We start from the raw sequence: 25,921 nt of genomic DNA on the forward strand, positions 1-25,921 counted from the left end.
ACAGCTATCATCTGCACGGAACCGCCGATACGGGGCGCCTTGGCGCGCAGAAGAACAAACGGGAAAGTATAGAGGCATATACGTCGCTTTTGACCAGTGATTTGACCGAAATGCAGGAGCTTGTCCGCTCCCACACAGGGTGGACGCCCACTGCGTTTACCTATCCGTTTGGAATCATCAGCAAAGAATCCTTCCCGGTCGTGCACACAATGGGCTTTCGGGCCTCTTTAAGCTGTGAGGAACGGATCAACGATATTACCCGCGATCCGGAAAGTCTGTATCTGCTGGGGCGCTTTTTGCGCGCTCCCGGCAAAACGAGCGAAAGTTTTTTTGCCGGACGGCTAAAATAATCCTTCTTGTGATTACCGGTTCTTTCTTTTGTGCATATCATGGAACAAAAGGAGGAAGCTGTCTATGCCCAATATTTATCTTAGTCCGTCCCTGCAGCCGTATAATGAGTACGTAAACGGCGGAAGTGAGCAATATCATATGAATATTCTCGCGGACAATATGGAGCCGTACCTGCGCGCCAATGGAATCCGCTTTACGCGAAATACGGTCGGCATGACTCTCGGTCAGGCAATCCGCGAGTCTAACGCAGGATATTACGACCTGCATCTGGCACTGCATTCCAATGCTGCGCCCCCACAACTTTCCGGCCAATTGCGTGGCACCGATGTCTACTACTATCCATACAGCACTGCCGGAAGCCGTGCGGCGGAGATTATTGCCAGAAATTACAAAGAGATTTATCCCCTGCCCGACAGGGTGCGCACGATGCCGACCACAACGCTGGCGGAGATCACAAAGACAAACGCCCCGGCGGTTTTGGTTGAAACGGCGTACCACGACAATCCCGAGGATGCAGAATGGCTGGTGACCCATATGCCCGAGATCGCGGCCAATCTGGTAAAGTCCCTGACGGAGATTTTCGGGATTCCGTTTATCGACAACCCTCAGCCGGCGCGTACCGCAAAGGTTGTAACGCAGGGAGGGAATCTGAACATTCGCAACAGACCCAGTCTGGATGCCGCCGTGATCGGTCAGGCTCCCAATGGCGCCACAATTACCGTTTTGGGAGAATGGCAGGGATGGTATGTTGTCAATTACAACGGCATCATCGGCTATTCCAGCAGTCAGTTTATACGGTGACAAAAAACGCTGGTTTGGCAGCGCCGATAGTAAAAAAGAGCAGGGGACAGCTTGTTTGCTGTTTTCCTGCTCTTTCTCTATTGAGCTCTTTCGAGCTTCTCTCTTTCTGTGCGAATGGCTGCGTTACCCTTGCGCATAGGCCGCCATCATCTCAAGCTGTTCACTGGAAATTCCGAATGCGGCTAACACGGCCGTCAGTTCCGGATCCTTTTTCATCGTTTCAGCCAGGAACTTGATTCCGTTGATACCCAGTTCATTCGCCGCCGCTGTGGATTCCTCCTTGGAAAGGTCGACGATCTGGCCCGGTTTCGGCTGCGCGGGGATGGACGTATCGCCGAGCGTGCCGCTGGTTTTTTGAGTAAACAGGGCCGAAACAAGGTTGGGTATGGAAAGCTGTACGGTGCTGTCGAGGCTGTCACCATTCAAAGCGGTCTCTATTTTTAAACTCAATTGATCTAACTGATTGAATGCTGCCGGAAGCCCGGATTCCTTTACATATTTGCCGATTTCATGATCGGGGTCATACAACGAAATCACAAACGTTCCGACTCCGATTTCAGAATCGAGGAACGAAGCCGTTTTCCATCCGGAATACTCCACGTTCACGCCGATGTTTTTCGGCTCCTCTTCGTTTCGGAGGATCAGCTGTATTTTGCCGGTTTCTTCGCCAGTCATGGTGTTGCTGAAAGTAAAGCCGGTCCCTTCGTCGGCCAGAAGTTCGACCGCATACTTCTTCTCGGTAATCAGATAGTTTAACTGCACCTTGCTGGTCTTGTCCAGGCTTTCATAGGAATGGGCCAGCAAGTCCCCGTTCTGGGAGAGATAGGAGATCGCGGAAAAAGTGACTCCATCCTCTTCCAGATTCAGGCTGGCGAAAAGTTCGTCGATGAGTTTGCCGTAGTTTTCTTTTGTAAGCTTTTCCGAAGATGCCTGCGCTTCGATTCCGGCTAACCCTGCAAACAGATCGTAATTGTCCGACACGAAGGCATAAAGAGTGTCGTCATTCTTGGCGGCCTCTGCAATTTCTTTTACCATAGCCGCTGTCTGGACCGCGTTCAGCGAGGCTGTCAGTTTCTGCCCCTGAACCGTTTCGCCGTCAACCGTAATGCTCTGGTCCTTTTCCGCTGTTATTTCAGCCGCGGAAAGGGAATTCGCATAAATGGCGGCAAGCTTGTCCAGGCTGGCCTGTAATGTTGCCGGGTCGTATTTGATTTTCGCAAGACTGTCGGGAGTGACCTGCAGCGCCGCCTGATCCTCGGCCAGCAGATATTTGTCCAGAAGCTCCGGGATATGTATATACGTTTTCCCGTCGTTGTAGGCCAAAGAATTCACGGTCAGTTTTAAGGCGGACGGATCAGTAACCGTAAGGCTGGTCTGCGTGCCGTTTTCATTGACAAGCGTTTTTACGTTCATGTTCAGGCTGTTCAGGTACTCCATTGTTTTCTGAACCGCTGGGGATTGTTCCGCCGGAAGGTTCAGATCTTTTAAAAGCTGATCCTGCAATTTGACGTTATACTGTAAGGTGGAATTGAGCGTTTTCGGCTTATTGTAGCTCTGTGCGAGGCCGACGCTTCCATCCAGGAGGGATATGATTTGCTTTGTGCTCGATTGCGCCGTTGCCAGCTCAATATTCTGCACATACTTGGTTTTTCCTTGGATCAGCTGCATGAAGTCGCGGTTGAAAAAGAGCTTACCCACCGTAACCACTCCAGCCAGCAGAACAAAAACTGATACCAGTGCTATGATGGCGATTTTGATTTTTCCGGGCTTTCCCGGCCCGGCTCCATTCACCGGGATCGATCCGTTTTCTTCACCCGAGCATTGTTCGCATAAAGATTCCCCGTTGCTCGTAGTATTTCCGCATTTTGTGCAAGTCATTAGAACACTCCTTCAATATTTCTTTTTGGATGGCTGTAACAGGATATAAATCCATTATAAGCCATTGTCCTGTACCAAGGAACCGGTAGATGTTGGTGATTCTGGGTATATATGGGAAAACGCGGATCAAGGGGATTTCCGAACTCCCGGAGAAGAGATTTCGGAATCAAAAACAAGCCGGCAGTCATTGAAACTACCGGCTTGTTTTTTTACAGAGCTTAAAAGGACGAATCCTGAATTTTTGTGCTAAAGTGAGACTTTCGACAAAGCTACAGAATCTCGCTGCGCAGGCAATACCTAAAATTGCTTTACTGTCGATACTTTGGTTTGGTTCAGGCAATTAATATTGCTCCAGGTTGCCGCGTGTGACCTGGGGCAGGAAGAAAGACTCAGAGAATCTTTTTCCTTTTGCGGGGTTTTTCCGCGTGTACAGCAGGGACGGCCTCCAGATGGTAAAAACCCTTGACCATACGATAGATGATCGTGATAACACACGCCGAAAAGATCATCATTACCGCGATAACCAACAGCATCGGCGCAGTGAGATGAACCAGAGAGAAGAAGTCATGGAACAGCAGCATGGCGGTTAAAAATCCGAGAGACATACAGTAGAACAACACCTTTCGCAGGGTGTTGAACGGCAGGCAAATGCTCAGCAGGTTCATCAAGCCGGTAGCGCCGATCAGAATCACGCTGACGGTGGATACCTCATCATCCGACAAATGAAAGAAGGTGCCGACCGGCATTAAAATGATGATCGTGAGCGCCATGGCAAGCATGCCCGGCAGAGATTTTGTAAGGATGTTGACGATGAATTTTCCTCGGATCCTGTCTTTATTTGGCTCCATTGCCAGAATAAAGGATGGAACGCCGATTGCAAACAGGTTGATCAGAGAAAACTGAATGGGCTGTAGGGGATAGTCATACGGCGCGAAGATAAAGTATACGGCGATAATCGCGGAGAAAAACGCTTTTACCAGAAACAGGCAGGCTGAACGCTGAAGGTTATTGATCGAACGCCGCCCTTCGTGCACTACCTTGGGAAGGGAGGCAAAATTCGAGTCCAGCAGCACCAGCTGAGAAACGGTTCTGGCGGCGTCGCTTCCCGAAGCCATCGCAATGCTGCAGTCGGCCTCTTTCAGGGCCAGAACATCGTTGACGCCGTCACCGGTCATTGCGACCGTGTGATGTTTCGCCTTCAGTATTTTGACGAGATCGAGCTTCTGCTGCGGGGTTACGCGGCCGAAAACCGTGTAGCGTTCGGCGGCTTCCGCCAGCTCCTCCGGTGTTTTCAGAGTTGTTGCATCCACGTAGTTGTCTGCATTTTCCATACCGGCCTTTTGGGCAATGTTTGAAACCGTAATTGGATTGTCACCCGAAATCACCTTGAGATCAACGCCCTGCTCGGCAAAATACATCAGTGTCTGAGGGGCCTCCGGCCTGATTCTGTCGCTGAACAAAAGCAGGGCCATCGGCTCCAGCTCGCCCGGAAGCTCCTTGTCCTGAAAGCGCCCGGCGGATTTTACGAGCAGCAGAACCCGCTGTCCGCTTTGTGCATAAGAATCGGCGTCGCGCCGGATGTCGGAGGACTTGTCCGGCAGAAGAATCTCCGGCGCGCCGAGGATAAAGCTGCCCTGATTTTCAAAAAAAGCGCCGCTCCATTTTTTGGCGGAGGAAAACGGGATGATCTCCTCACAGTTCCAGCCGGGAGGGGAAGAGAAGCTTTTGCGCACCGCGTCCATGGTGGGATTGTTGTCCGGCAGTGCGGTGGTCAGGGCGCACAGAGCGGTTTCCGCCTGTTCCTGCTCCGTGCCATTACAAAGAACCAGGTCGTCAAACTGTAAGGTGCCTTCGGTAATCGTGCCGGTCTTGTCCAGGCACAGGACATCGACGCGGGCCAGCGTTTCGATACAATACAGCTCCTGAACGAGCGTTTTGTGCGAAGCAAGACGAATGACACTGACGGCCAGCACGACGCTCGTCAGAAGAACCAGCCCTTCGGGGATCATGCCGACCAGAGCGCCCACCGTACTGACGATCGATTTGGAAAACGCAGTCTGCAGAACATAGTGCTGCTTATAAAACAGAATCAGCCCGATCGGTACGATGATGGCCCCAATTACCTGAATGATGCGGTTAATCCAGGTCATGATTTCAGAATTTGGCTTTTTCAGGTATTTGGCATCCTGAGAAATCTGCTCCGCGTAATTGTCTTTTCCAACATGTTCTACCTGAGCGTGGCACGCTCCGCTGACGATAAAACTGCCCGAAAGCATCGTGTCGCCCGGTTTTTTGGGAACAGGGTCCGATTCGCCGGTTAGCAGGGATTCGTTTACTTCGCACTCGCCGCTGCATATGATACAATCGGTGCAGATTTGGTTGCCCGCTTCCAAAAACAGAATATCGTCCAGAACAACGTCGTGAACTTCAATGGTGAGCTGTTCGCCGTTTCGGATTACCTTGGCTTTCGGCTCAGCGATCAAAGCCAGGCGGTCTATGGTTCGTTTGGCACGAATTTCCTGAAAGATTCCGATCAGAAGGTTACTGAGGATGACACCCATAAACAGCAGGTTTTTATAAGAGCCTACCAGTAAAATCAAAGAGGCCAGAACGGCATTTAATATGTTAAAGGGTGTAACAATATTCTGTAAAACAATTTCTTTCACCGACTTTGTCTTTATGTCTGATTCCCCGTTAAAAAGACCTTGCTGCCGCCGCTGGTCAATTTGTTCCTGCGTCAGTCCGGTTGAATAGTCGGGATGAAACCGTTCAAAATAAGTTTGTGACGGTTCAGTCATTTGTTTTCATCCACCTTATGTTTTTTAACAGTATACCCTAAACAGAAAAAAGGATTGGCCTCAATCTCTGAAAATTCAAAATCACGTCATAATTTTTGTAGAGTTATCCAAAAAACAAAGATATGGCATTTCTCCATTTAACAATTATGCGTCTTGTTGCAAATGTTATTTGTGGTATAATGGATGATTAGTGAAGGTGAACAGAAAATGCGTTGTAATTTCACAATTCTGTGCAGGTGAATTTCTGCTGCAGAAAGAAAGGAGATTGATACCATTTTTAAGCAAGACGCGTTCGATTTTATCTCTTTAAAATCGGGCAAGGACCTGAACGGCATGTTGGTGCTGTTTCTGACGATATCTATTTTTCTACCGTTTTATGTCAGTATGGCGGCCGTTTCATTGATTGCATTTATGACGGTTATCAATTACGAAAGACGAGCAGAGGCTTTTGGAGATCCGTATTCTATAGGAATTGTATTATTTTTTCTGTTTACCGGTTTTGTCGGGCAAGTATACAATAACCATATTGGAAGCGCTTATTCATTGTTTGCCGCGGCTCTTTTGGTCTGCGGGTTCTATATCCGCAGCTTTATGACGAAGCAGCTTTTTGATCAGGCGATGGATACCGCCTGCCTGAGCAGTGTGGCGTGTGCAGTGGTGGCAGTATTTCAAAAGATTTCCACTTACGCGACGGAGCCTTCGTTCCGCCCGATCTCAACGTTCACTAACGCAAATTTCTATGCGACCATGATCGAATTTGTTGTTCTGATCGCTCTTTATCGGATGATTACCAATGCACAGAATCGTCGGTTTTATCTGATCGTGATCGCCAGCAATCTTGTGGGGCTTTATCTTTCGGCCAGCATGTCGGCCATCTTTTCTCTCGGACTTGCGGTGCTTGTATTCCTTTTCCTGAAAGGGAAGCGCAAAGTCGCAACGATCATCGGCGTCAGCGGGATATTCCTTGTGGCAGCCGGTCTGATGATGCCGGAGCTGTTCCCCCGCATTGAGTTTATTGATCAATCATGGGATCAGCGGGTCAACATCTGGATGACTTCCGTCAAGGGAATCGAGCATCATCCGTTCTTTGGCCAGGGCGCGGCAGCCTACCGTTTGGCCTGTGAAGAATATTTTGGATACAAAACATATCACGCTCACAACCTGTATCTGGATACATTATTGAATTTTGGTCTGGTCGGCGCAGCGGTGATTACTGGATATTTGTATTGTCAGGCTAAAATTGTACTGACTCGTTTCCGCGGTAGAATCTGCGGGAATATGAATATTCTTCTGGCCGCTTGTTCCTGCGCTATTTTGGTACACGGCTTTACAGATGTTACGATCTTCTGGGGCCAGACCGCAATGCTGTTTCTTCTGATTTTTTCTTCCACCGGTATCAACGCTGTTTACGCGGGCGGAATCCTTCGTGTGCGTCAGCGTCTGGCAACAGCCACCGGCTATTTGGAACGCTCCAATCGGGGTGCGGCAGTATTTAAAAATTAATCTGGTTTTTCTGAAAGGCCTTCGCTTTGTGCGGAGGCCTTTTTCTATGCTGCTTTCAGAATACGAAAATCCTCTCGAAAAATGGTCTAAAGCAAAATTCGGGGCATATCATTGAAAACGGGAGGGATGATAATGAGCTCATCGGAAGAGTGCAGATTTTTGATGTGCAGTCTGGATAAGACTTTCAGCAGCGCCGGAACCGAAATATTGACGGTAAAGATTGAGTACCCGAAATTTGAGCTTCCCGAATGCGGAAGAATGGAAACGATCATCAATCGCTGCATCTGGGGGCAGGTGGAATGCTTTTTTCATGACGCGGCGACAATCCTGTTTCGCCAGGCGGCCTGCGCACTGCATAATGCAAACGACTCGGAAGATAAGGTGCCCTTCCACCCGTATGATGCCGTTCTGCAGTATCAGGTGACTGCCTGCAATTCCTGCTATGTCAGCCTGTATCGCGATGCCTATGAGTATACGGGTGGAGCACACGGCAATACCATCCGCCGTTCCGATACCTGGTCGCTGAAAGCGTGCAGGGCTGTTCAGGCGTGCGATTTCTTTCATCCGAAAACGAACTTTCGGAAAGCGCTTCTGGATGAAATCCTGTTTCAGGCCGATGAAAACATGAGAAAATGTCCCGGTATTTATTTTGATAATTACCGCAAGCTGATCACCCGGTATTTTAATCCCAACCGGTTTTATCTTACGGATAACAGTGTGGCTTTTTACTTTCAGCAGTATGAAATCGCGCCGTATGTTTCCGGAATCGTTACCTTTTCCATTCCGTTTGATCAGCTGGAATGCCCCCCGGTTTGCCAGCAATAGAGAAAATTTTGCCCCTGCCTGTAATGACCGGCAGAGGGCATTTCTCTTTGCGGGAAAAACATGGCAAGGGGAAAGGTTTTATGCTATAATAACCTCACGGCGCAGGCCGAAGCGAAGCTTCGGGCGCCTGAGAGAGTATTGAATCATCCACTTAGGTGAGTAAGGCATTGAACTCTTTTTATTTGAGTCTGCTTTGACCGGGATGATATAATAATCTTATGCAGGCTGAGCCTGCACGCACGTCGCGGGGAAGCAAACGAAATAAACTTCCTGTTTTCACGCGGAAACAACTTTTAGCGCAGCCGACGACAATAACCTTGCGAGCGAACACTTTCAATGAAGCCCTTTACAGTAGCGGGGATTTACATTTTCATGGATTGTTCTGTTAAGCAGATTCCAAAGGCGGAGCCTTTGGTGAGTCTTTAGTGAGTCTTTGCTTTAATGCCGCCTTGCAGCGAAAGTAGGTGCTCGCGCCAGCGGTGAGGGGCAAGTCCTGTGCCAGCAGAATTCCCATACGGGGAACTCGCAGAAGAATTCGTCTTTCCATATCAATATAAATAACAGAAGAAGTACCCGCCCCGGCAAAGGGGCAGACCTATGCCAATAGAAGCCTGCTGCGGCAGAGCTGCACAGAAAAAGGATCGTATGATCTAACGCATCATTGTGTACAAAATGGGGGAGAAGAAAAATGAACGCCAAAGAAGAATTTGAAGAAATCTATACCACGAATATTCACCGCAGCGGCAGCCGGGAGTTTCTGGAATGGCTTTCCACCACCGACTTTTTTACTGCTCCGGCCAGCACAAAATTTCATTGCGCCTGCCTGGGCGGCCTTGCACAGCACAGCGTCAATGTATACCGCGTGATGCGCGAAAAGCATTTTGAAGAGGGAAAAGACAACGAAGAGAGCTTCGCGATCTGCGGACTTCTGCATGATGTGTGCAAGGCGCAATATTATAAAACCTCCACAAAGAACGTAAAGAATGAGGAAACCGGTGCGTGGGAGAAGCGTCCGTTTTACATGGTAGAGGACAGCTTTCCATATGGACATGGAGAAAAGTCCGTCTTTCTGATCGAGCGCTTTCTTCGCCTGAAGCCCGCGGAGGCTGTGGCGATCCGCTGGCATATGGGCGGCTTCGACGATTCCGCGCGCTCCGGAAACTTCGCGATCAGCCTTGCTTATCAAAAATATCCGATCGCGGTCAAGCTGCATTTGGCAGATTTGGAATCAACTTATCTGCGCGAAAAAGGAACCTCCTCCGCACATTGACAAAATGTCCATGATTTTTCAGAGGATACGGGGTATTTTGTAGGACAAGCCTGTTTACATTGGTGGAAAATATGACTATAATATTATCTAATTATAATAAATGGACAAGAATAGAAGTCTTAATGAAAAAGGAGTCGATTAATCCATGGCTTATTATTTTGAAGAGCCTTCCCGCACGTTTAACGAATACCTGCTGATTCCGGGATATTCCTCTGCTGAATGTATTCCATCCAATGTCAGTCTGAAAACACCGGTTGTCAAATTTAAGAAGGACGAAGAGCCTGCACTCTCCATGAACATTCCGATGGTATCGGCGATCATGCAGTCTGTTTCGGATGATAAAATGGCGATCGCTCTGGCAAAAGAGGGCGGCATTTCTTTTATTTACGGCTCTCAGAGCATTGAAGAAGAAGCCGCGATGATACAGCGTGTCAAAAGCTATAAGGCCGGTTTTGTGGTAAGCGACTCCAACATTAAGCCGGATCAGACGCTTCAGGACATTCTGGATCTGAAAGAGAAAACCGGCCATTCCACCGTGGCTGTAACCGAGGACGGAACCGCGACCGGCAAGCTGCTGGGGATTGTCACCAGCCGCGACTACCGCATCAGCCGTATGGACCCGGACACGAAGGTTTCTGAATTCATGACCCCTTTCTCCAAGCTGGTATATGCCGAAAAGGGCGTTACCCTGAAAGAAACAAACAATATCATTTGGGATCACAAGCTGAACGCTCTGCCGATCGTGGATGAAAATCAGCATCTGGCCTATCTGGTATTTCGTAAGGACTATGCCTCGCATAAAGAAAACAAGCTTGAGCTGCTGGATGACCACAAGCGTTATGTAGTTGGCGCAGGTATCAATACCCGCGATTTTGCAGAGCGCGTTCCCGCGCTGGTCGAGGCAGGCGCGGATGTTCTGTGCATCGATTCCTCCGAGGGCTTCTCCGAGTGGCAGAAGAAAACCATCAGCTGGATTCGCGAGAACTACGGCGACACGGTAAAGGTTGGCGCCGGCAATGTGGTAGACAGAGAGGGCTTTTTGTATCTGGTGGAAAGCGGAGCCGATTTTGTGAAAGTCGGTATCGGCGGCGGTTCCATCTGCATTACCCGCGAGCAAAAGGGCATCGGCCGCGGCCAGGCTACCGCGTTGATCGACGTGGCCAAGGCCCGCGACGAGTACTTTGAGAGAACCGGCATTTACGTGCCGATCTGCTCCGACGGCGGCCTGGTTTACGATTACCACATGACCTTGGCGCTGGCGATGGGGGCGGATTTCCTGATGATGGGCCGTTATTTTGCCCGGTTTGACGAAAGCCCTACCGGAAAGGTGACCATCGGCGGCAGCTATATGAAAGAGTACTGGGGCGAAGGCTCGAGCCGCGCCAGAAACTGGCAGCGCTACGATCTGGGCGGCGCCAGCAAGCTTTCTTTTGAAGAGGGCGTCGATTCTTATGTTCCCTATGCCGGCGCGCTGAAGGACAACGTGAACCTGACCCTCAATAAAATCCGATCCACTATGTGCAACTGCGGTTCTTTGACCATTTCTGAGCTGCAGAAAAAAGCCAAGATTACTCTGGTTTCCGCAACCTCTATTGTAGAGGGCGGTGCCCATGACGTTGTACTGAAGGATACGGGCAACAATATCGTAAAATAAAATCGGATAAAAAAACACTGTACCGTTTCGGTACAGTGTTTTTCCTTACAGGGTTTGTTCGGGACGATAAAAATCGTCTTTAAATGGAAACGGAAGAAACGGCGTTTCTTCCGAAGTCTGAGAGATCGGTTTCAGCGGGTCATCGCAGATTTCTTCTTCCAGAAAAGGCTGACTCCACGGTACATCTGGCGGCAGAATCATCGTTATCGATCCCCCTGCGTCAGATTGTCGGCATAGCTGCACAGGCTCTCAAAGGAATTGACTCCACCGGGGCGCTGGGCGATAGCCGAACGCACATGTTCCGGCAGGGAATCAAAATAATGCTTGGCAGCCGGGTCATCCTTCATCAAAGCATATAAATCAGGATATTTTTTGTCCATAAAATTCACCTCTTATTTATTTTGCACTGATTTTCATAAAAATTTCAGGCAAAGGGAGGGAATTTTAGAAAAAATTGCATTATTGATACTTTCTGACGCCCTCGATGTGAAGAAAACGGCTGCGGTCGTATACATAAGAGCTCAAAGGGCGCATGAATGCGTCGAAGGTATGGGCCGCGACGTAAATTTCACCCGGCTCGACCGCCACAACAATAGGGGAATGATAGAATCTGCCGGTTTGATCACCCAGCTGAATAATATCCCCGGGCATCATTTCAGAGGCGTCTGTCTCTGTGGCAAAGGGGCCCGGGCCTTTGTTCTGCGTCAAGAACTGGTACAGATAAACGACCCCCGTCCAGGAGGGGCTTCTGTCGCTGCTGCTGTTATAATACCATCCGTACGTGGGGGTGTAGTTCATCACACCGCTGCCAGCGTAAAGACATTGCGAGGCAAAATTAGTGCAGTCGCCTCCCAGATTTTCAAAATTATAATAGGCCGGATTTCTCTGAAACGCCCATTTGCGGGCATACTCTACAGCAGCGGTCCGGTTATAGGCTACGATGCGAAGCATGGAAATTTCCTCCATTACTTTTAGATAGGATATGAATCATAAATCATCAAATGGTCTTTCAGGATTTCATTCCAAATTTGAAATCAGAAAGCTGATGATAATGTTCTCACCCGCCCGAAGCCCTGCTTTGGCTCCGTGAGGCTATTATATCCTATGCACCGAAGCGAATTATGTACGTTTTCACCGCTGTGCCGAAACACGGCGGTGAAAACGCCTGCCTTGGCAGAGCATTAATTACTGCTTTACGCGGAAAGACTGGCAGTCTGTGCACTGGTCCATGGTAGGATTCTTTTCATGGGTACCAACCTGAATCTTTTCCAGAGAACAGAAATCCTGTGTTCCGCAGTGATACTGACACTGGTCTACGCTGCATCCGATCGACGGATTGGGACGGTCATTGGAATTCATCATCTGAGCTCGCCTCCTTTCACTCAAAGGCTGTCCTTAGTATGAGAAAAAGAGAACGAATTATGAAGTGTAAATTTTGAGATTGCTTCCATCGAGTGAGAATGGTACTATAGCCATACGACTTTTTTAAAAAACGAGGCATTTGGATCCTCGCCAAAGGCAAGATGGACTTGCCGGTTTGTTGTGCCTATTCTGTATATGGAACTGTATATCTCATATTTTTAGTAAAATGAGGTATTCTAAGGGAAACAATGGAAAATAAGGAGCAATATCATGAAGCACCCTAAAATGAAAAATACAGCGGCGCTTTTGCTGCTTTGCCTTTTGATTCTGGCATCTTCGATTTTATTTTTATTCATTGCGCAAAACAAACCGATGATCCACTGGGTGAGAACCTTTATGCCCAGTGTTTCAGAGGCACCGTCATCTTCTGAGGTGATCGAATCTTCTGCTCTGGAATCAACGCCGACAGAGTCTTCGGTGTCTGCTGCGGAGCTGGCAAAGGTATGGGAAAAAGACAGTGATTTACTTCTTGTCAATTGGGAGTACGGTCTTCCGGATCAATATAAGCCCAATTTGGTCAAGGCGTATGACATGGTAATGGACGAGCGTCTTGTGGAACCGTACAAACAGATGGCCGCAGCCGCTTTACAAGACGACGTAACACTTTGGATTTCTTCCGCATACCGTGCGCCGGAGCTGCAAAAAGAGCTGCTGGAACGCGAAATCAAGGAAAACGAACAAAAGGGAATGAGTCCGGAAGAGGCCAAGGAAAAGGCTGCTATCGCCGTGGCCCAACCGGGGCACAGCGAGCATAATACCGGTCTTGCGATCGACGTTAACGGGGTGCGCCCGGAATTTGAGAAAGAAAAGGGCTATGAATGGATGAAGCAGCATGCTGCGGAATATGGCTTTATTCTTCGCTACCCCAGAGAGAAAGAAGACATCACGAAAATCATGTTTGAACCCTGGCATTACCGCTATGTCGGCAAAGAGAATGCGCAAAAAATGAATGAACTGGGCATGTGCCTGGAGGAATACGTGAATTACCTGGCACAAAACGAAGAAAATAATTGAATAAATTCCAAATTTTGATATAATAACAGAAAGAGACTGTTTTCTTCTGAAAGACGAAGGTATCGATTTCCCCCGCCTTCGGTGGGGGAAATCGATCAACGTCATTTTTTGAAAAGACACGTTTCAAGCAAGAAACGACTCAATCCTGAAGGGGTGTTGATATGCAAGAGAAAAAAATTAGAACCAGATTTGCTCCCAGTCCCACCGGATTTATGCATGTGGGCAATTTGCGCACAGCGCTGTACGAATACCTGATTGCGAAGAATCAGGGTGGGGATTTCGTCCTGAGAATTGAAGATACCGATCAGGAACGTCAGGTGGAGGGCGCTGTCGAGGTGATTTACGACACCCTGAAAACGGTTGGCCTGCAGCACGACGAAGGCCCCGATATCGGCGGGCCTTATGGGCCGTATGTGCAGAGCGAGCGCATGGATACCTATAAAAAGTATGCTGAGCAGCTTGTCCAGGAGGGAAAAGCATATTACTGTTTCTGTACGAAGGAACGCCTGGCTTCCCTGCATGAGGAAAACACGTTTGGCGGATACGACCGTCACTGCCGGCACCTCCCTCAGGAGGAAATCGATCGTCTGCTCGCGGCAGGCACACCTCATGTCATCCGCCAGAAGATGCCGGCCGAGGGATCCACTACGTTCCACGATGCCGTTTACGGCGATATCTCTGTAGAGAATAAGGAGCTTGAGGATCAGGTTCTGCTGAAATCCGACGGTTTCCCCACCTATAATTTTGCCAACGTGATCGACGATCATCTGATGGAGATCACCCACGTGGTGCGCGGCAGCGAATATCTGTCTTCCACGCCGAAGTACAATCTGCTGTATGAAGCCTATGGCTGGCAGATTCCCACGTATGTGCATCTGCCGCTCATCAAGGGCAGAAACGCCGACGGTACCGCGTCAAAGCTCTCGAAGCGCCACGGCTCCACCGGCTTTGCCGATCTGGTCAAGGAAGGCTATCTGCCTGAGGCGATCATCAACTATATTGCCCTCTTGGGCTGGTGCCCCAAAGACAATGAGGAAAAAATGGACATGCAGGGGCTGATCGAGCGCTTTTCGATCGAAGGCATCAGCAAGTCGCCTGCCATTTTTGACTACGACAAGCTGACCTGGCTCAATGGGGAGTATCTGCGTGCCATGACGCCGGAGCAGTTTACAGAGTATGCGATGCCGTATTATCGCCAGGCATTCGGCGATACCGAGGCAGATTGGTCTGTGCTGACGCTGATTCTGCAGCCCCGCGTGACAAAGCTGAGCGAGATTCCCGAGATGGTCGGCTTTTTGAAAGATCTGCCGGATTATCCCGCCGATTTCTTTGTGAATAAGAAGAGCAAAACGACGCTTGAAAATTCTGCGCCGCTGCTGCGCGAGTCGATTTCTGTCCTCAGGGAGCTGCCTGACTGGACGGTACCGAGCCTGCACGAAGCGCTGTTGGCGCTGGCTCAGCGGCTCGAGGTGAAAAACGGTACGCTTCTCTGGCCCGTTCGAATTGCGGCGGCAGGCCAGACCGTTACACCGGGCGGCGCGATGGAGATTCTGGCCATTCTTGGCCGGGAAGAGTCCCTGCGCCGGTTAGAGCTGGGTCTGAAAAAATGTGAAGGGTAATGGGGAGAATACGATGAGCGAAGAAAAAAGAGAACCGTTGAATCCGGAGTCTGCCGGCAATTTCATTCATGAATTCGTTACAGAAGATATCGCGCCGGGCGGGCGCTTTGAAGGCAAGCGCGTTCACACCCGTTTTCCTCCCGAGCCGAACGGCTATCTTCACATTGGCCATGCGAAGGCTATCTGCATCGATTTCGGCACTGCGGAAAAGTTCGGCGGCATTTGCAATCTGCGCATGGATGACACGAATCCCAGTAAGGAAGATACCGAATATGTCGACGCCATCCAGGAGGATATCCACTGGCTTGGCTACGATTGGGACGACCGTTTTTATTATGCCTCGGATTATTTCGAAACCATGTATCAGCTTGCAGAAAAATTGATTGAAAAAGGCCTTGCGTATGTATGCCAGCTGACACCCGATCAGATGAGGGAAAACCGCGGCGATCTGAAAAATCCGGCAGTCAGCCCGTATCGTGACCGCCCGGCGGAGGAAAGCATCGATTTGTTCCGCAGAATGCGGGCCGGGGAATTCCCGGACGGTGCCATGACGCTGCGGGCAAAAATCGATCTGGCTTCCGGCAACTTCAACATGCGCGATCCTGTTTTGTACCGCATCAGCCATACCTCTCACCACAGGACCGGCGACGCATGGTGCATTTACCCTATGTACGACTACGCGCATCCCATTGAGGACGCAATGGAGGATATTACGCACTCGCTGTGCTCCCTGGAATTTGAGGATCACCGCCCGCTGTACGACTGGGTGATTCAGAATGTAGATCTGCCCTCGAAGCCCCGCCAGATCGAGTTTGCGCGTCTTGGCATTAACAACACGGTCATGAGCAAGCGACGCCTGCGGCTTCTGGTAGAGCGGGAATTCGTTTCCGGCTGGGATGATCCCCGTATGCCCACTTTGTGCGGCCTGCGCCGCCGCGGCTATACTCCGGCTTCCATCCGTAACTTTATTGAGCGTCTGGGCGTATCCAAAGTGAACAGCACGGTGGAGTATGCCTTTTTGGAGCATTGCCTGCGCGAGGACCTGAATCTGAACGCACAGCGTGTGATGTGCGTGCTCGATCCGATCAAGCTGATCATCACCAATTATCCGGAGGATCAGGTGGAAGAGTTCGAGGTAGAGAATAATCCGAACCGCCCCGAGGACGGATCGCGCAAGGTCGATTTTTCACGCGAAGTCTGGATTGAGCGCGACGACTTTACCGAAACGCCGCCGAAAGGCTATTTCCGTTTGTTCCCCGGGAACGAGGTTCGTCTGAAAACGACGTATATTGTTCGCTGCACCGGCTGCAAAAAGGATGAAAACGGCAATGTGGTTGAGGTTTACGCGGAATACGATCCGGCCACCCGCGGCGGCAACACGCCGGACGGCAGAAAGGTGAAGGGAACCATTCATTGGGTCAATGCGGCGTCCGCTGTTTCGGCAGAAGTTCGCCTGTACGATAACCTGTTTACCGTTCCCGATCCGGAAGCCGGCGAGTTTTTGGAGCTTTTGAATCCCGATTCGCTGACGGTTCTGAAAGACTGCAAGGTAGAACCCGATGTGGCGAAAGCCTCTGCGCCCGCTTCGTTCCAGTTCATGCGCCAGGGTTATTTCTGCCCGGATCTTGACAGCACACCGGAGCATCCTATCTTTAACCGTTCGGTTTCGCTCAAAGACAGCTTCAATAAGAAATAAAAACAGCTTGCCCCGGCCTGCAGTACGCAAAGCCGGGGCATTTCTAACGCCGCAGTTTCAGCTGGCGGCAAAATCGGCGCGCGCCGGTGTATTACCAGGCGCAACGCTTTCACTTTTTCTTGGTAAACTCGGGGAAAAAGCTGTCTGGATTCTGTTTGAACTGCTCAACAGGGTCCAGTTCAACGCTGCTCTTATCCGATTTTCCGTAATACCCCATCCAACGGGGCACCGGATTTTGCTCAGGATTTTTGCAGTCGTAAATCTTAGTTCTGATCTCCATGTTTCCACCTCCGCACAGATGCTGGTATGAATATAGTATGCAGCTCCGGTAAAATCTGTCAGCCTTGTACAAGCGGAATTTACGGAAATTTTTGCTTGAAGGCTTTTCCAATCTTTGCGAAAATGATATAATGTAGCTGTTGGTATCAGGCGCTGTACTGCACTGAGGAATCCATGTGTTTTAGGCGGCAGGCCGTTGTATCTGCTCCCGTGTGATATCCAAAAAGAAAGAATGAGGTGAAACAACATGCAGAAGAGCTTATCGATTGCCAGCTTTGTTTTGGGAATTGCGGCGACAATGGTCAGCATCGCTTTGACCGTGCTCCAGATTGTCAGCCTGAAAAAGAGCCGCTGAGTCATTCACCAATCAAAGAAAGCATATCCGGCGCGGCAGGCTGAAGATGGCCCCGGCGCCGGTTTTCTTTACAGAAAAGGGGGATTGTATGAAGCTGCTGCATCTGGCGGATTTGCATATCGGCAAACGGGTCAATGAATTCAGTATGCTGGAGGATCAGCGCGCCATATTAAAGCAGATTTTAAACATTGCGGAGCAGGAGAAGCCCGACGCTGTCCTGATCGCCGGGGACGTTTATGATAAAACCATTCCGCCCGGAGAGGCGGTTTCGGTTCTGGATGACTTTCTGACCGGTCTGGCGTTTTTAAAGCTGCCGGTTTTTATGATCTGCGGGAACCACGATTCCGCGGAGCGCCTGAGCTTTGGCAGCCGGATTCTGCGCCGCCAGGGGATTACGATCGCCGCGGCTTATGATGGCGCCTTAGAACCGGTTCTGATGCACGATGAGTACGGGTCGGTGGAACTGTACCTGCTGCCGTTTATCAAGCCCGCGCTGGCAGCTCCGTTTTTCCCCGAAAAAGAGCTGGAAAGCACTGAGGATGCCGTACGTTCGATTCTGGAATCGGTGCCCGATCGGCCGGATTGCCGCAGGGTGCTGGTCGCGCATCAGTTCGTGACCAACCGGGGGGAGCTGCCGCAGCAGTCGGATTCTGAAACCGCATATGTCGGCGGGTCGGACGCGGTGGACGCCGGGGTTTTCCACGCCTTTGATTATGTGGCGCTGGGGCATCTGCATGGCCCGCAGAAAATGCTGCGGGATACCATTCGATATGCAGGTTCCCCTCTCAAATATTCCTTTTCAGAAAGCCGTCAGAAAAAATCCGTGACGATCGTCGAGCTGCTGAAGAAAGGAAATACCCTGATTCGCCAGATTCCCCTTGTTCCGCTGCGCGATATGCGCGAAATCCGCGGCCCGATCGATCAGCTGACCGACCCGCAGGTTGTGAATTCCGCGAACCCGGAGGATTACATCCACGCGACCTTGACGGACATCGAGGAGCTGATGGACCCCATCGGCCGCCTGCGCAGATTTTACCCGAATATCATGCGGCTCGATTTTGAAAATCGCCTCAGCAGGGAAATCAAGCTGAAAAACGCCGCATCGGGGGAAGACCTTTCTCAAAAAACAACGATGGAACTGTTTGAAGATTTCTTCCAGATGCAAAACCAGAAAGAAATGACGCAGGAGCAGGCCCAGGTAATGGAGTCGCTGTTTTGCAGCAGTCAGGAGGAGACGCGATGAAGCCGAAGCATTTAACCGTCAGCGCGTTCGGCCCCTTTGCAGGCAGAGTTGAGATTCCGTTTGAGCAGTTCGGCTCTATGGGGCTGTTTTTGATCACGGGGGATACCGGCGCGGGAAAAACGACGCTGTTTGATGCGATTTCCTTCGCGCTGTTTGGGGAATCGAGCGGTACCGTGCGCCCGGTAGAGAGCCTGCGCAGCGATTTTGCACGCCCGGAGGAAAAAACCTATGTGGAATTGTCTTTTCTGCACCGCGGACAAGAATATTTTTTGCGAAGGAATCCCAAATACCGCCGCCCAAAAAAAAGCGGCGAGGGGGTTACGGACGAGCCCGCCGATGCGTCGCTGACCTTCCCGGACGGCAAAGTAATCACCGGGAATGTACGGGTCACCGGTGCGGTCACTGAGCTTTTGGGGATCGATTATAAGCAGTTCAAGCAGATCGCCATGATCGCGCAGGGGGAGTTCTTAAAGCTGCTGCTGGCGGATCACCGCGAGCGGGCGGAGATTTTTCGCCGTGTATTTGGCACAGCGCCGCTGGAAGCGGTACAGCTGGAACTGAAAAAGCAGGAAAAAGCGGCCAGAATCGAATGGGAGGACTCCTGTAAAGCAATATTGCAGTACACAGGTAATCTACTTTACAGCGAGGAGCAAACCGCCGAATCTCTGGTGCAGGAATGGGCGGCTGAGCAGAATCTGCACCGCATGGATGAAATGACTGCGCTTTGGAATAGAATGCTGCGGGAGGACGAAGCGCTTCTCAAAACCCAGAAGCTTCAGCAGGAAAAGCTGCAGGAAGCAGATGCAAAGCTGATTGCCGAACTTACCCGCGCGGAGCAGATCAACCGGATGTTCCGCGAGCTGGAACAGGCCCTGCTTCGCCGTGAGGAACTGTTGAAACAGGAACCGCAGATCCGGCAGAGAGAATATCTGGCCCGCAGGGCCGGCGCTGCTGCGGAGCGTGTGCTGCCGTATGAGAAAATTTATTGTTCCGCGAAGGAAAATGTTGAACGTCTGGAAAATGCAATTCGCGCTTCCAGCGAGCGTTCGGCTCTTTTGGAAAATCAGCTCAAACAGTTAGAAGCAAACTGGAGCAGAGAGCAGGAAGCCGAGCCGCAGCGAACAGCGCTTGCGGAGCGCTTAACGGGCCTTCGATCGGCTTTGCCGGATTATGCGCATTACAAAACGCTGATGCAGCAGCAGAAAGATTTTGAACGGGCTCTTTCGCAGAATATCACTCATTTGGAGCAAGTAACCAAACGAAGGGAAGATCTTACCAAAAAGCGTGACGAGCGCCAGGCGCTGCTGTCGCAGTCTGCGGATGCGCCGGTTTCTCTGGTAAAATGCGAAAAGGAAAAAGAGACTGCCGAAACGCTGCGCTCCAATTTGCTTTTGCTGCACGATATGGCAAAGCGTTTGGAAGCGATGGAAGCAGAGCAGAAGCGCGCACAGCGGGAATATCTGGACGCCGATGGGGAATACAGCAGAATTTATGGCCTGTGCGAGGAAAAGGAGCGTTTGTATTTTGACCAGCAGGCCGGCGTTCTGGCCGGGCGTCTGCGCCCGGGGGAACCATGCCCGGTCTGCGGCTCGAAAGAACATCCTCAAAAGGCGGAGATGATCGGCGGCGCTCCGAATGAACAGGAGCTGCAGCGGCTGCGCGGGCAGCGGGAGCAGGCAGAGGCCCACCGGCGCGAGACCAGCTCGCAGGCACATGGGAAAGAGGTCGAGGTACAGTCTGCCCGGCAGGAGCTCTACCGGCAGTGGCGGCAGATTCTGCCGGAGGTTGCTCCGCAGGAGGAACTCCCTGCGCTCAAAGCCCAGATCATTACAATCGGTACCGAAAACACCGGGCGAAAAAGGGTTCTGGAACAGAAGTACGGCGAGCTCAAACAGCTTTGCGATAACCGTGAGCTCTGGACAAAAGAACTCGACGAAACACAGCGGCTTTTGAAAGAATGCGAGCCGCTCGTGCAGCGCGAAACAGAGGAACAGTCGCGCCTTGCTTCGCAGGTAAGCGCAAAGCAGGCGGAGGCAGCTCTGGTGCGGGGGAAGCTGCCCTGCGAATCAGAGGAAGAGCTGCGGCGGCAGATCGCCGAGTCCGAGTCCCGTTTGGGGGAGCTGAAAAAACGGCTTCAGGATAGTGAAGCCGCGCTTACCAAAGGCCGCAACGATCTGGATAGCGTTCGTGCTGTTCTGAAAGAAAACACAAACCAGCTGGCAGAGCAGAAACAAAGGCTGGAACAAACCGAACAGGATTACCGCAGGGCGCTGGAAGAAAACCAGTTCAGCGAAGAGGAGTACCGGGCCGCGCTGTCGAATCAAAGCCGGGTGGAAGCCTGGCGGAACGAGGTGCAGGCCTTTACGGAAAGCCAGCGTTTTACCGAAGAGACGATCCGCCGCCTGAATGAAGAAACGGCGGAGAAAAGCCCGGTGGATTCCGAAAAACTGGCCTTGCAGCAAGAGGAACTGAAACGGGAAAAATCCGTATTGGACGAACAGGTCTCTCAAACCTCACAGCGCTATCACGGGAACCAGAGGATTTTGCAGAAGCTGGAAGACGCTTTGCGGCAGAAAGAGAAGCTGGAGCATCGTTATCTGATGCTTTCCTCCCTCTCTAAAACGGCAAACGGGGAGCTGCCCGAACGCCAGAAGCTGGCGTTTGAGCAGTATGTGCAGGCCGCGTATTTTCAAAAGGTGATCCAGGAGGCCAATCAGCGCATGAGCCGGATGACGAACGGCCGGTTTGAGCTTCTTCGCAAGGAAATCCCCGAGGATAACCGCAGCCAGTCCGGTCTGGAGCTGGATGTGATGGATTACTATACCGGCAAGCTGCGCTCCGTGCGCTCTCTGTCGGGCGGGGAATCCTTCAAGGCGTCGCTGTCTTTGGCCTTAGGCTTGTCCGACGTGATTCAGAGCTACGCCGGCGGGGTACAGATCGACACCATGTTTATCGATGAGGGCTTCGGCACGCTCGATTCGGAATCCCTGGATCAGGCAATCTCCGCGCTGGCGGCGCTCACGACCGGCGATCGTCTGGTCGGCATCATCTCTCATGTGCCGGAGCTGAAAGAAAAAATCGATAAAAAAATTACGATTCGAAAAAGTGTGACCGGCAGCACGGCTGTTCTGACCAGCCGCTGAAGACAATGGATCGGAATCTGCTTTTCAAAATAAAAACAGGAAATTCTTCCCCGCTTTCGGCGGGGAAGAACGCAGAGAACCCTATTAAAATTCAAATAAGACGTCAGGCAGAAGTGAGCAGATGCTCGGCGAAAATCTTGATGCCGATCAGAATCAGAATGATTCCTCCGGCGATTTCGGCGCGGCCCGAAAGCAGGCATCCGAATTTTCTGCCAAGATATACTCCCGCAAAGCAAAGCACAAGAGTGATGATTCCAATCAGCGAAACCGAAAAGATCATCTGCGGCACACTTTGAATTCCCACGGAAGAAGGCAGAATAATCCCCGTGGCCAGCGCGTCTATGCTGGTTGCCACCGCCTGAATCAGCAGGGCTCGTTTTCCCACCGTGTGGCATCTGGCCTCTTCGGCATGCTCCCCAAAACACGATTCCCAGATCATCTGTGTGCCCAAATAGGTCAGCAGCAGCAAAGCGAGCCAGTGCTCGATATGTATTAAGAGATCGGCACCCGCCGTTCCTAAGGCCCAGCCAAGACAGGGCATAAACGCCTGAAAAAGACCAAAGGTCAGGCCGACCTTTAGGGCAAATCCGGGCGTCACCTTTCGTACGGCAGTTCCATTTGCGACGGAGGCCGCCAGCGCATCCATAGAAAGGCCGACAGCAATTCCCACAAGGGAGAAATAGTCCATACGCAACTTCCCTTCGTGTTGATTTTAAGTTTGCTTCTGAAAAGAATATATTGGGGAACGACCGGAATTATGAGAGCTTTTACTGAAACAATACAGGGGAAGAACAGAATTTTCCGTTCTTCCCCTGTATTTTACTTGATATTGTAGTCTACCCAGTCCTTGGCTTCCTTTACATTTTCGTCAGACGGCATAGCTGCTTTTGTTTTGCTGTATCGTCTGTCCGGATAGGTAATAGGGATCGTATATTTATCCGTATCGTCTCGTTCCGGTCCCGGGCGGGTCACTTTTGCGGCGGAATTCAGCCGATTGCGCTGACCGGGTTCCTCTTTGTCTTTTCTGTGAAATAGCATACGTAACACCTCCGTATTTATTGTGCGACATCACATTGAAAAAATGCGCGCTTTCGTTTGCTACTACGGTAAAAACATGATAAAATAAATACAAAGCCTGTGGCTTTATACCAATATTATTTTCTAAAAAAATTATATTACTCCGGCGTTTTGTATATGTGACAAAATATAAAATTTGAACCGGAATGATGGGCAAAGAGGGAAGAGCTTATGATCAGTATTCTGGACTATGGGGCGGGTAATTTAAAAAGCGTTGTCAACGCATTTCGGTTTATCGGCGCAGAGGTGGAAATCACCCACGACGCCGGCCGGCTGATGCGGGCGCAGGCGGCTGTTTTGCCGGGCGTCGGTTCGTTCGGGGACGCCGCGGCTTCTCTGCGGCAATCCGGGCTTTGGCAGCCGGCGCTGGATTTCATCGCGGGCGGCCGGCCATTTTTGGGCATTTGCCTTGGCATGCAGCTGCTCTTTGAAGAGAGCGAGGAATCCCCGGGGGTAAAAGGACTTTCCGTATTTCCCGGGAAAATCTGCCGCATTCCCGACGGCGACGGCCTGAAGATCCCGCATATCGGCTGGAACTCCTTAACCCTTGACCAGACGGACGGTCTGTTCCGTCAGGTGCCGGATCAGTCTTACGTTTATTTTGTCCACTCCTATTATCTGCACTCACCCGAACGGAAAATTGTGTCCTCGCACACGCAGTACGGCGTGACGATCGATGCCTCGGTGCAGTCGGGGAATGTGTTCGCCACCCAGTTCCATCCGGAAAAAAGCGGACAGGCCGGTCTGCAGATGCTGAAAAATTTTGCACGGATGGCGGAAACCGGCCGGGAAGGGAAGGGGAGCTGCTGATGTATGCCAAACGAATTATCCCGTGTCTGGATGTCAATAACGGGCGCGTGGTCAAGGGAACCAATTTTGTCAATTTGAGAGATGCGGGCGACCCGGTAGAAGCCGCGATTCTGTACGATAAGCAGGGCGCGGACGAGCTGGTATTTCTGGACATCACCGCGACCGTGCAGGAACGCGGAACGATTGTCGACCTGGTTCAGCGGGTTGCGGAGCGCATTTTCATTCCGTTTACGGTAGGCGGCGGCATTCGTTCGGTGGAGGATTTCACCCAGCTGCTGCGCGCGGGGGCGGATAAGGTTTCGGTCAACTCCGCGGCGGTGCGCAATCCGTCGCTGATCAGCGAGGCGGCCCAAAAATTCGGCAGTCAGTGTGTGGTTTGCGCCATCGACGCAAAACGGACGCCCTCCGGCGGCTGGACGGTTTACCTCAACGGCGGCCGGATCGATACGGGCATAGACGCCGTAGAGTGGGCAAAGCGTGCGGTGTCCCTCGGCGCGGGTGAAATCCTGCTGACGAGCATGGACTGCGACGGAACAAAGGACGGGTATGATCTGGAGCTGACCGCCTCCATTTCCGATCAGGTGGGCGTCCCTGTGATTGCCTCCGGCGGGGCGGGGAGCCTGAAGGATTTTTACGATGCTTTCACCGAGGGAAAGGCCGACGCCGTTCTGGCGGCTTCCCTGTTCCATTTCGGGGAGATTACCATCCCTGAGCTGAAAGAATATCTCAAAGAAAAAGACATTTCCGTCCGATTCTGATTGGCGGGCACTTCAAAGCGGATTCCAGCTCTCTGGAATCCGCTTCTTTTTCCGATTATTTCCCGCTTTATGGATAGATTTGCCGGACACGGCATAAGAATTAGCAAGTTCTGTTCCTCTGGGTCAAACCGTGTGTGCCGGGGAATGGTGTCAATTCGGTTAATTTTTGAAAAAACCGGGAGTACCGGTTTTCTATGCTGGAGGTGTAGGAAAGGTGAATTGGAAAAAACAAACGATCTCTGTGCTGTTGTCCGCCTGCGTCCTGATTTCCGCCGCGGCTCCCGCAATGGCGATTTCGGACGAAGAGGTAAAAGCCCCTGCGGCGATTCTGGTGGAAGCAAAGACCGGCAAGGTTCTGTATGAAAAGAATTCCCATGAAAAGCGTCCGGCCGCTTCGATTACCAAGGTCATGACACTCCTGCTGGTCATGGAGGCAATCGATTCCGGCAAAATCGCGCTGACCGATACGGTCTCTGCCAGTGCCCACGCGGCCTCTATGGGTGGATCGGATATTTGGCTGCAGCAAGGGGAAACCATGTCTGTCAACGATCTGATCAAGGCGACCGTGATTATGAGCGCGAACGACGCCGCCGTGGCCCTTGCGGAACACGTGGCGGGTACCGAAGATGATTTTTTGCGCATGATGAATGACAGAGCCAAAGAGCTGGGGATGAACGACACCACGTTCAAAAACTGCAACGGCCTGGACGAGGACGGCCACCTGACCTCGGCGAACGACGTTGCCCTGATGTCCGCGGAGCTGCTCAAGCACGAAAAGATCACAGAGTACACCCTTACGTGGATCGACCATGTGCGCGACGGCAAGACACAGCTGGTCAACACCAATAAGCTGATCAAAAGCTATAAGGGAATCACGGGCCTGAAAACGGGAACCACAGGCAAAGCGGGCAGCTGTATCAGCGCTTCCGCCACCAGGGGCCAGGTCAGCCTGGTTGCGGTCATTTTGGGAAGCTCAACGACAGACGACCGATTCTCTTCAGCGGCAAAACTTCTGGATTACGGATTTGCCAACTGGTCGATGGCCACTCCCGAAAAGCCGGAGCTGCAGAAGGTTCCTATAACAAACGGCATGCAGTCCTCGGTAGAACCCGAAACAACCGATAACCCTGCTCTGCTGGTGCCAAAGGGGAAAGAATCAGAGGTAGTCAGCCAGATCGTGGTGGCGGATTCGCTGGAAGCCCCCGTCGAATCCGGACAGATCATCGGTAAAATTACGTATAAACTGGGGGACGAAACGCTTCTGGAAACCGATATCCGCGCCAAAGCAGCAGTGGAAAAAATGACGTTCTTTTCCGTATTCCGCCTGCTTTGTATGGGAATGGTATGCTTCTGATTGGTAATTTCAACCGAAATTATTCGTAAAATCTTGCGGCCGCCGCCTTGCAAATACTGCTAAGATATTGT

At 51.3% G+C, this 25,921-nt stretch carries 23 protein-coding genes; 14 read left to right on the forward strand and 9 right to left on the reverse strand.

All coding sequences use genetic code 11. The features are described from left to right. On the forward strand, positions 1 to 350 hold a 350-nt coding region (locus TY09_RS02280; protein ID WP_042430797.1), incomplete at its 5' end, for a polysaccharide deacetylase. Between the two features lie 64 nt (positions 351 to 414). Further along, a complete protein-coding gene (locus tag TY09_RS02285; RefSeq protein WP_042430800.1) occupies positions 415 to 1,152 on the forward strand; it encodes an SH3 domain-containing protein in 738 nt (245 codons plus the stop codon). Positions 1,153 to 1,275: 123 nt separating this feature from the next. Here the strand turns inward: TY09_RS02285 and TY09_RS02290 are convergent, their stop codons facing one another. Next, positions 1,276 to 3,030, reverse strand: a complete 1,755-nt coding sequence (locus TY09_RS02290; protein ID WP_042430802.1) for a hypothetical protein — start codon at positions 3,028 to 3,030, stop codon at positions 1,276 to 1,278. A gap of 389 nt (positions 3,031 to 3,419) precedes the next feature. Next, entirely contained in the window at positions 3,420 to 5,828 is a 2,409-nt protein-coding gene (locus TY09_RS02295; RefSeq protein ID WP_042430805.1) for a cation-translocating P-type ATPase, read from the reverse strand. A 543-nt stretch (positions 5,829 to 6,371) separates the two neighbouring features. Between TY09_RS02295 and TY09_RS02300 the strand changes: the two genes are divergently transcribed. From TY09_RS02300 to TY09_RS02315, 4 genes are all read left to right on the forward strand, one after another. Continuing rightward, entirely contained in the window at positions 6,372 to 7,331 is a 960-nt protein-coding gene (locus tag TY09_RS02300) for an O-antigen ligase family protein (protein WP_242841421.1), read from the forward strand. A 132-nt stretch (positions 7,332 to 7,463) separates the two neighbouring features. Then, positions 7,464 to 8,156 carry a DUF3298 and DUF4163 domain-containing protein gene (locus TY09_RS02305; RefSeq protein WP_042430812.1) on the forward strand — a complete coding sequence of 231 codons (693 nt, stop codon included), beginning with the start codon at positions 7,464 to 7,466 and terminating at the stop codon, positions 8,154 to 8,156. Between the two features lie 688 nt (positions 8,157 to 8,844). Further along, positions 8,845 to 9,426 (forward strand): HD domain-containing protein, encoded by a 582-nt coding sequence (locus tag TY09_RS02310; RefSeq protein ID WP_042430815.1) that lies wholly within the window; start codon positions 8,845 to 8,847, stop codon positions 9,424 to 9,426. Positions 9,427 to 9,571: 145 nt separating this feature from the next. Next, a complete protein-coding gene (locus TY09_RS02315) occupies positions 9,572 to 11,080 on the forward strand; it encodes an IMP dehydrogenase (protein WP_042430818.1) in 1,509 nt (502 codons plus the stop codon). Positions 11,081 to 11,125: 45 nt separating this feature from the next. On the opposite strand, the gene TY09_RS18515 is transcribed toward TY09_RS02315, so the two are convergent. From TY09_RS18515 to TY09_RS17820, 4 genes are all read right to left on the reverse strand, one after another. Continuing rightward, positions 11,126 to 11,281, reverse strand: a complete 156-nt coding sequence (locus TY09_RS18515; protein WP_009063815.1) for a hypothetical protein — start codon at positions 11,279 to 11,281, stop codon at positions 11,126 to 11,128. Between the two features lie 2 nt (positions 11,282 to 11,283). After that, positions 11,284 to 11,460 carry a hypothetical protein gene (locus tag TY09_RS18520; protein WP_009064125.1) on the reverse strand — a complete coding sequence of 59 codons (177 nt, stop codon included), beginning with the start codon at positions 11,458 to 11,460 and terminating at the stop codon, positions 11,284 to 11,286. Positions 11,461 to 11,539: 79 nt separating this feature from the next. Beyond that, a complete protein-coding gene (locus TY09_RS02320) occupies positions 11,540 to 12,031 on the reverse strand; it encodes an amidase domain-containing protein (RefSeq protein ID WP_009063413.1) in 492 nt (163 codons plus the stop codon). Positions 12,032 to 12,265: 234 nt separating this feature from the next. Further along, positions 12,266 to 12,442, reverse strand: a complete 177-nt coding sequence (locus TY09_RS17820; RefSeq protein WP_009063651.1) for a DUF1540 domain-containing protein — start codon at positions 12,440 to 12,442, stop codon at positions 12,266 to 12,268. A gap of 270 nt (positions 12,443 to 12,712) precedes the next feature. On the opposite strand from TY09_RS17820, the gene TY09_RS02325 reads away from it, so the two are divergent. From TY09_RS02325 to TY09_RS02335, 3 genes are all read left to right on the forward strand, one after another. Beyond that, complete coding sequence (locus tag TY09_RS02325; protein WP_042430822.1) at positions 12,713 to 13,516, forward strand: M15 family metallopeptidase; 804 nt, start codon at positions 12,713 to 12,715, stop codon at positions 13,514 to 13,516. Between the two features lie 161 nt (positions 13,517 to 13,677). Beyond that, positions 13,678 to 15,135 (forward strand): glutamate--tRNA ligase, encoded by a 1,458-nt coding sequence (gene gltX, locus TY09_RS02330; protein WP_042430824.1) that lies wholly within the window; start codon positions 13,678 to 13,680, stop codon positions 15,133 to 15,135. A 13-nt stretch (positions 15,136 to 15,148) separates the two neighbouring features. Beyond that, positions 15,149 to 16,831, forward strand: coding sequence for a glutamine--tRNA ligase/YqeY domain fusion protein (locus TY09_RS02335; protein WP_042430826.1), 1,683 nt, complete (start codon positions 15,149 to 15,151; stop codon positions 16,829 to 16,831). A 109-nt stretch (positions 16,832 to 16,940) separates the two neighbouring features. On the opposite strand, the gene TY09_RS18525 is transcribed toward TY09_RS02335, so the two are convergent. Next, positions 16,941 to 17,111, reverse strand: coding sequence for a hypothetical protein (locus TY09_RS18525; protein ID WP_009064028.1), 171 nt, complete (start codon positions 17,109 to 17,111; stop codon positions 16,941 to 16,943). A 442-nt stretch (positions 17,112 to 17,553) separates the two neighbouring features. Between TY09_RS18525 and TY09_RS02340 the strand changes: the two genes are divergently transcribed. Then, positions 17,554 to 18,708 carry an exonuclease SbcCD subunit D gene (locus TY09_RS02340; RefSeq protein ID WP_042431085.1) on the forward strand — a complete coding sequence of 385 codons (1,155 nt, stop codon included), beginning with the start codon at positions 17,554 to 17,556 and terminating at the stop codon, positions 18,706 to 18,708. Continuing rightward, positions 18,705 to 21,851, forward strand: coding sequence for an AAA family ATPase (locus TY09_RS02345; protein WP_042430828.1), 3,147 nt, complete (start codon positions 18,705 to 18,707; stop codon positions 21,849 to 21,851). Before TY09_RS02340 ends, TY09_RS02345 begins: the two co-directional genes overlap by 4 nt. Before the next feature lie 103 nt (positions 21,852 to 21,954). Here TY09_RS02345 and TY09_RS02350 read toward each other — a convergent pair whose 3' ends face one another. Both TY09_RS02350 and TY09_RS02355 read right to left on the reverse strand, forming a co-directional pair. Continuing rightward, positions 21,955 to 22,539 carry a manganese efflux pump MntP gene (locus TY09_RS02350; protein WP_042430832.1) on the reverse strand — a complete coding sequence of 195 codons (585 nt, stop codon included), beginning with the start codon at positions 22,537 to 22,539 and terminating at the stop codon, positions 21,955 to 21,957. Positions 22,540 to 22,670: 131 nt separating this feature from the next. Next, entirely contained in the window at positions 22,671 to 22,889 is a 219-nt protein-coding gene (locus tag TY09_RS02355) for a CDIF630_02480 family spore surface protein (protein ID WP_042430835.1), read from the reverse strand. Positions 22,890 to 23,099: 210 nt separating this feature from the next. Here TY09_RS02355 and hisH point away from each other — a divergent pair, with 210 nt between their 5' ends. From hisH to TY09_RS02370, 3 genes are all read left to right on the forward strand, one after another. Further along, on the forward strand, positions 23,100 to 23,738 hold the full coding sequence (gene hisH / locus TY09_RS02360) for an imidazole glycerol phosphate synthase subunit HisH (protein WP_042430838.1): 639 nt from the start codon (positions 23,100 to 23,102) through the stop codon (positions 23,736 to 23,738). Next, a complete protein-coding gene (gene hisF / locus TY09_RS02365) occupies positions 23,738 to 24,496 on the forward strand; it encodes an imidazole glycerol phosphate synthase subunit HisF (RefSeq protein ID WP_009063947.1) in 759 nt (252 codons plus the stop codon). Before hisH ends, hisF begins: the two co-directional genes overlap by 1 nt. Positions 24,497 to 24,710: 214 nt before the next feature. Then, positions 24,711 to 25,850, forward strand: coding sequence for a D-alanyl-D-alanine carboxypeptidase family protein (locus tag TY09_RS02370; protein ID WP_042430846.1), 1,140 nt, complete (start codon positions 24,711 to 24,713; stop codon positions 25,848 to 25,850). Positions 25,851 to 25,921: the final 71 nt, after the last annotated feature.

The sequence above is a fragment of the Faecalispora jeddahensis genome (assembly GCF_000577335.1).
GTDB lineage: Bacteria > Bacillota > Clostridia > Oscillospirales > Acutalibacteraceae > Faecalispora > Faecalispora jeddahensis.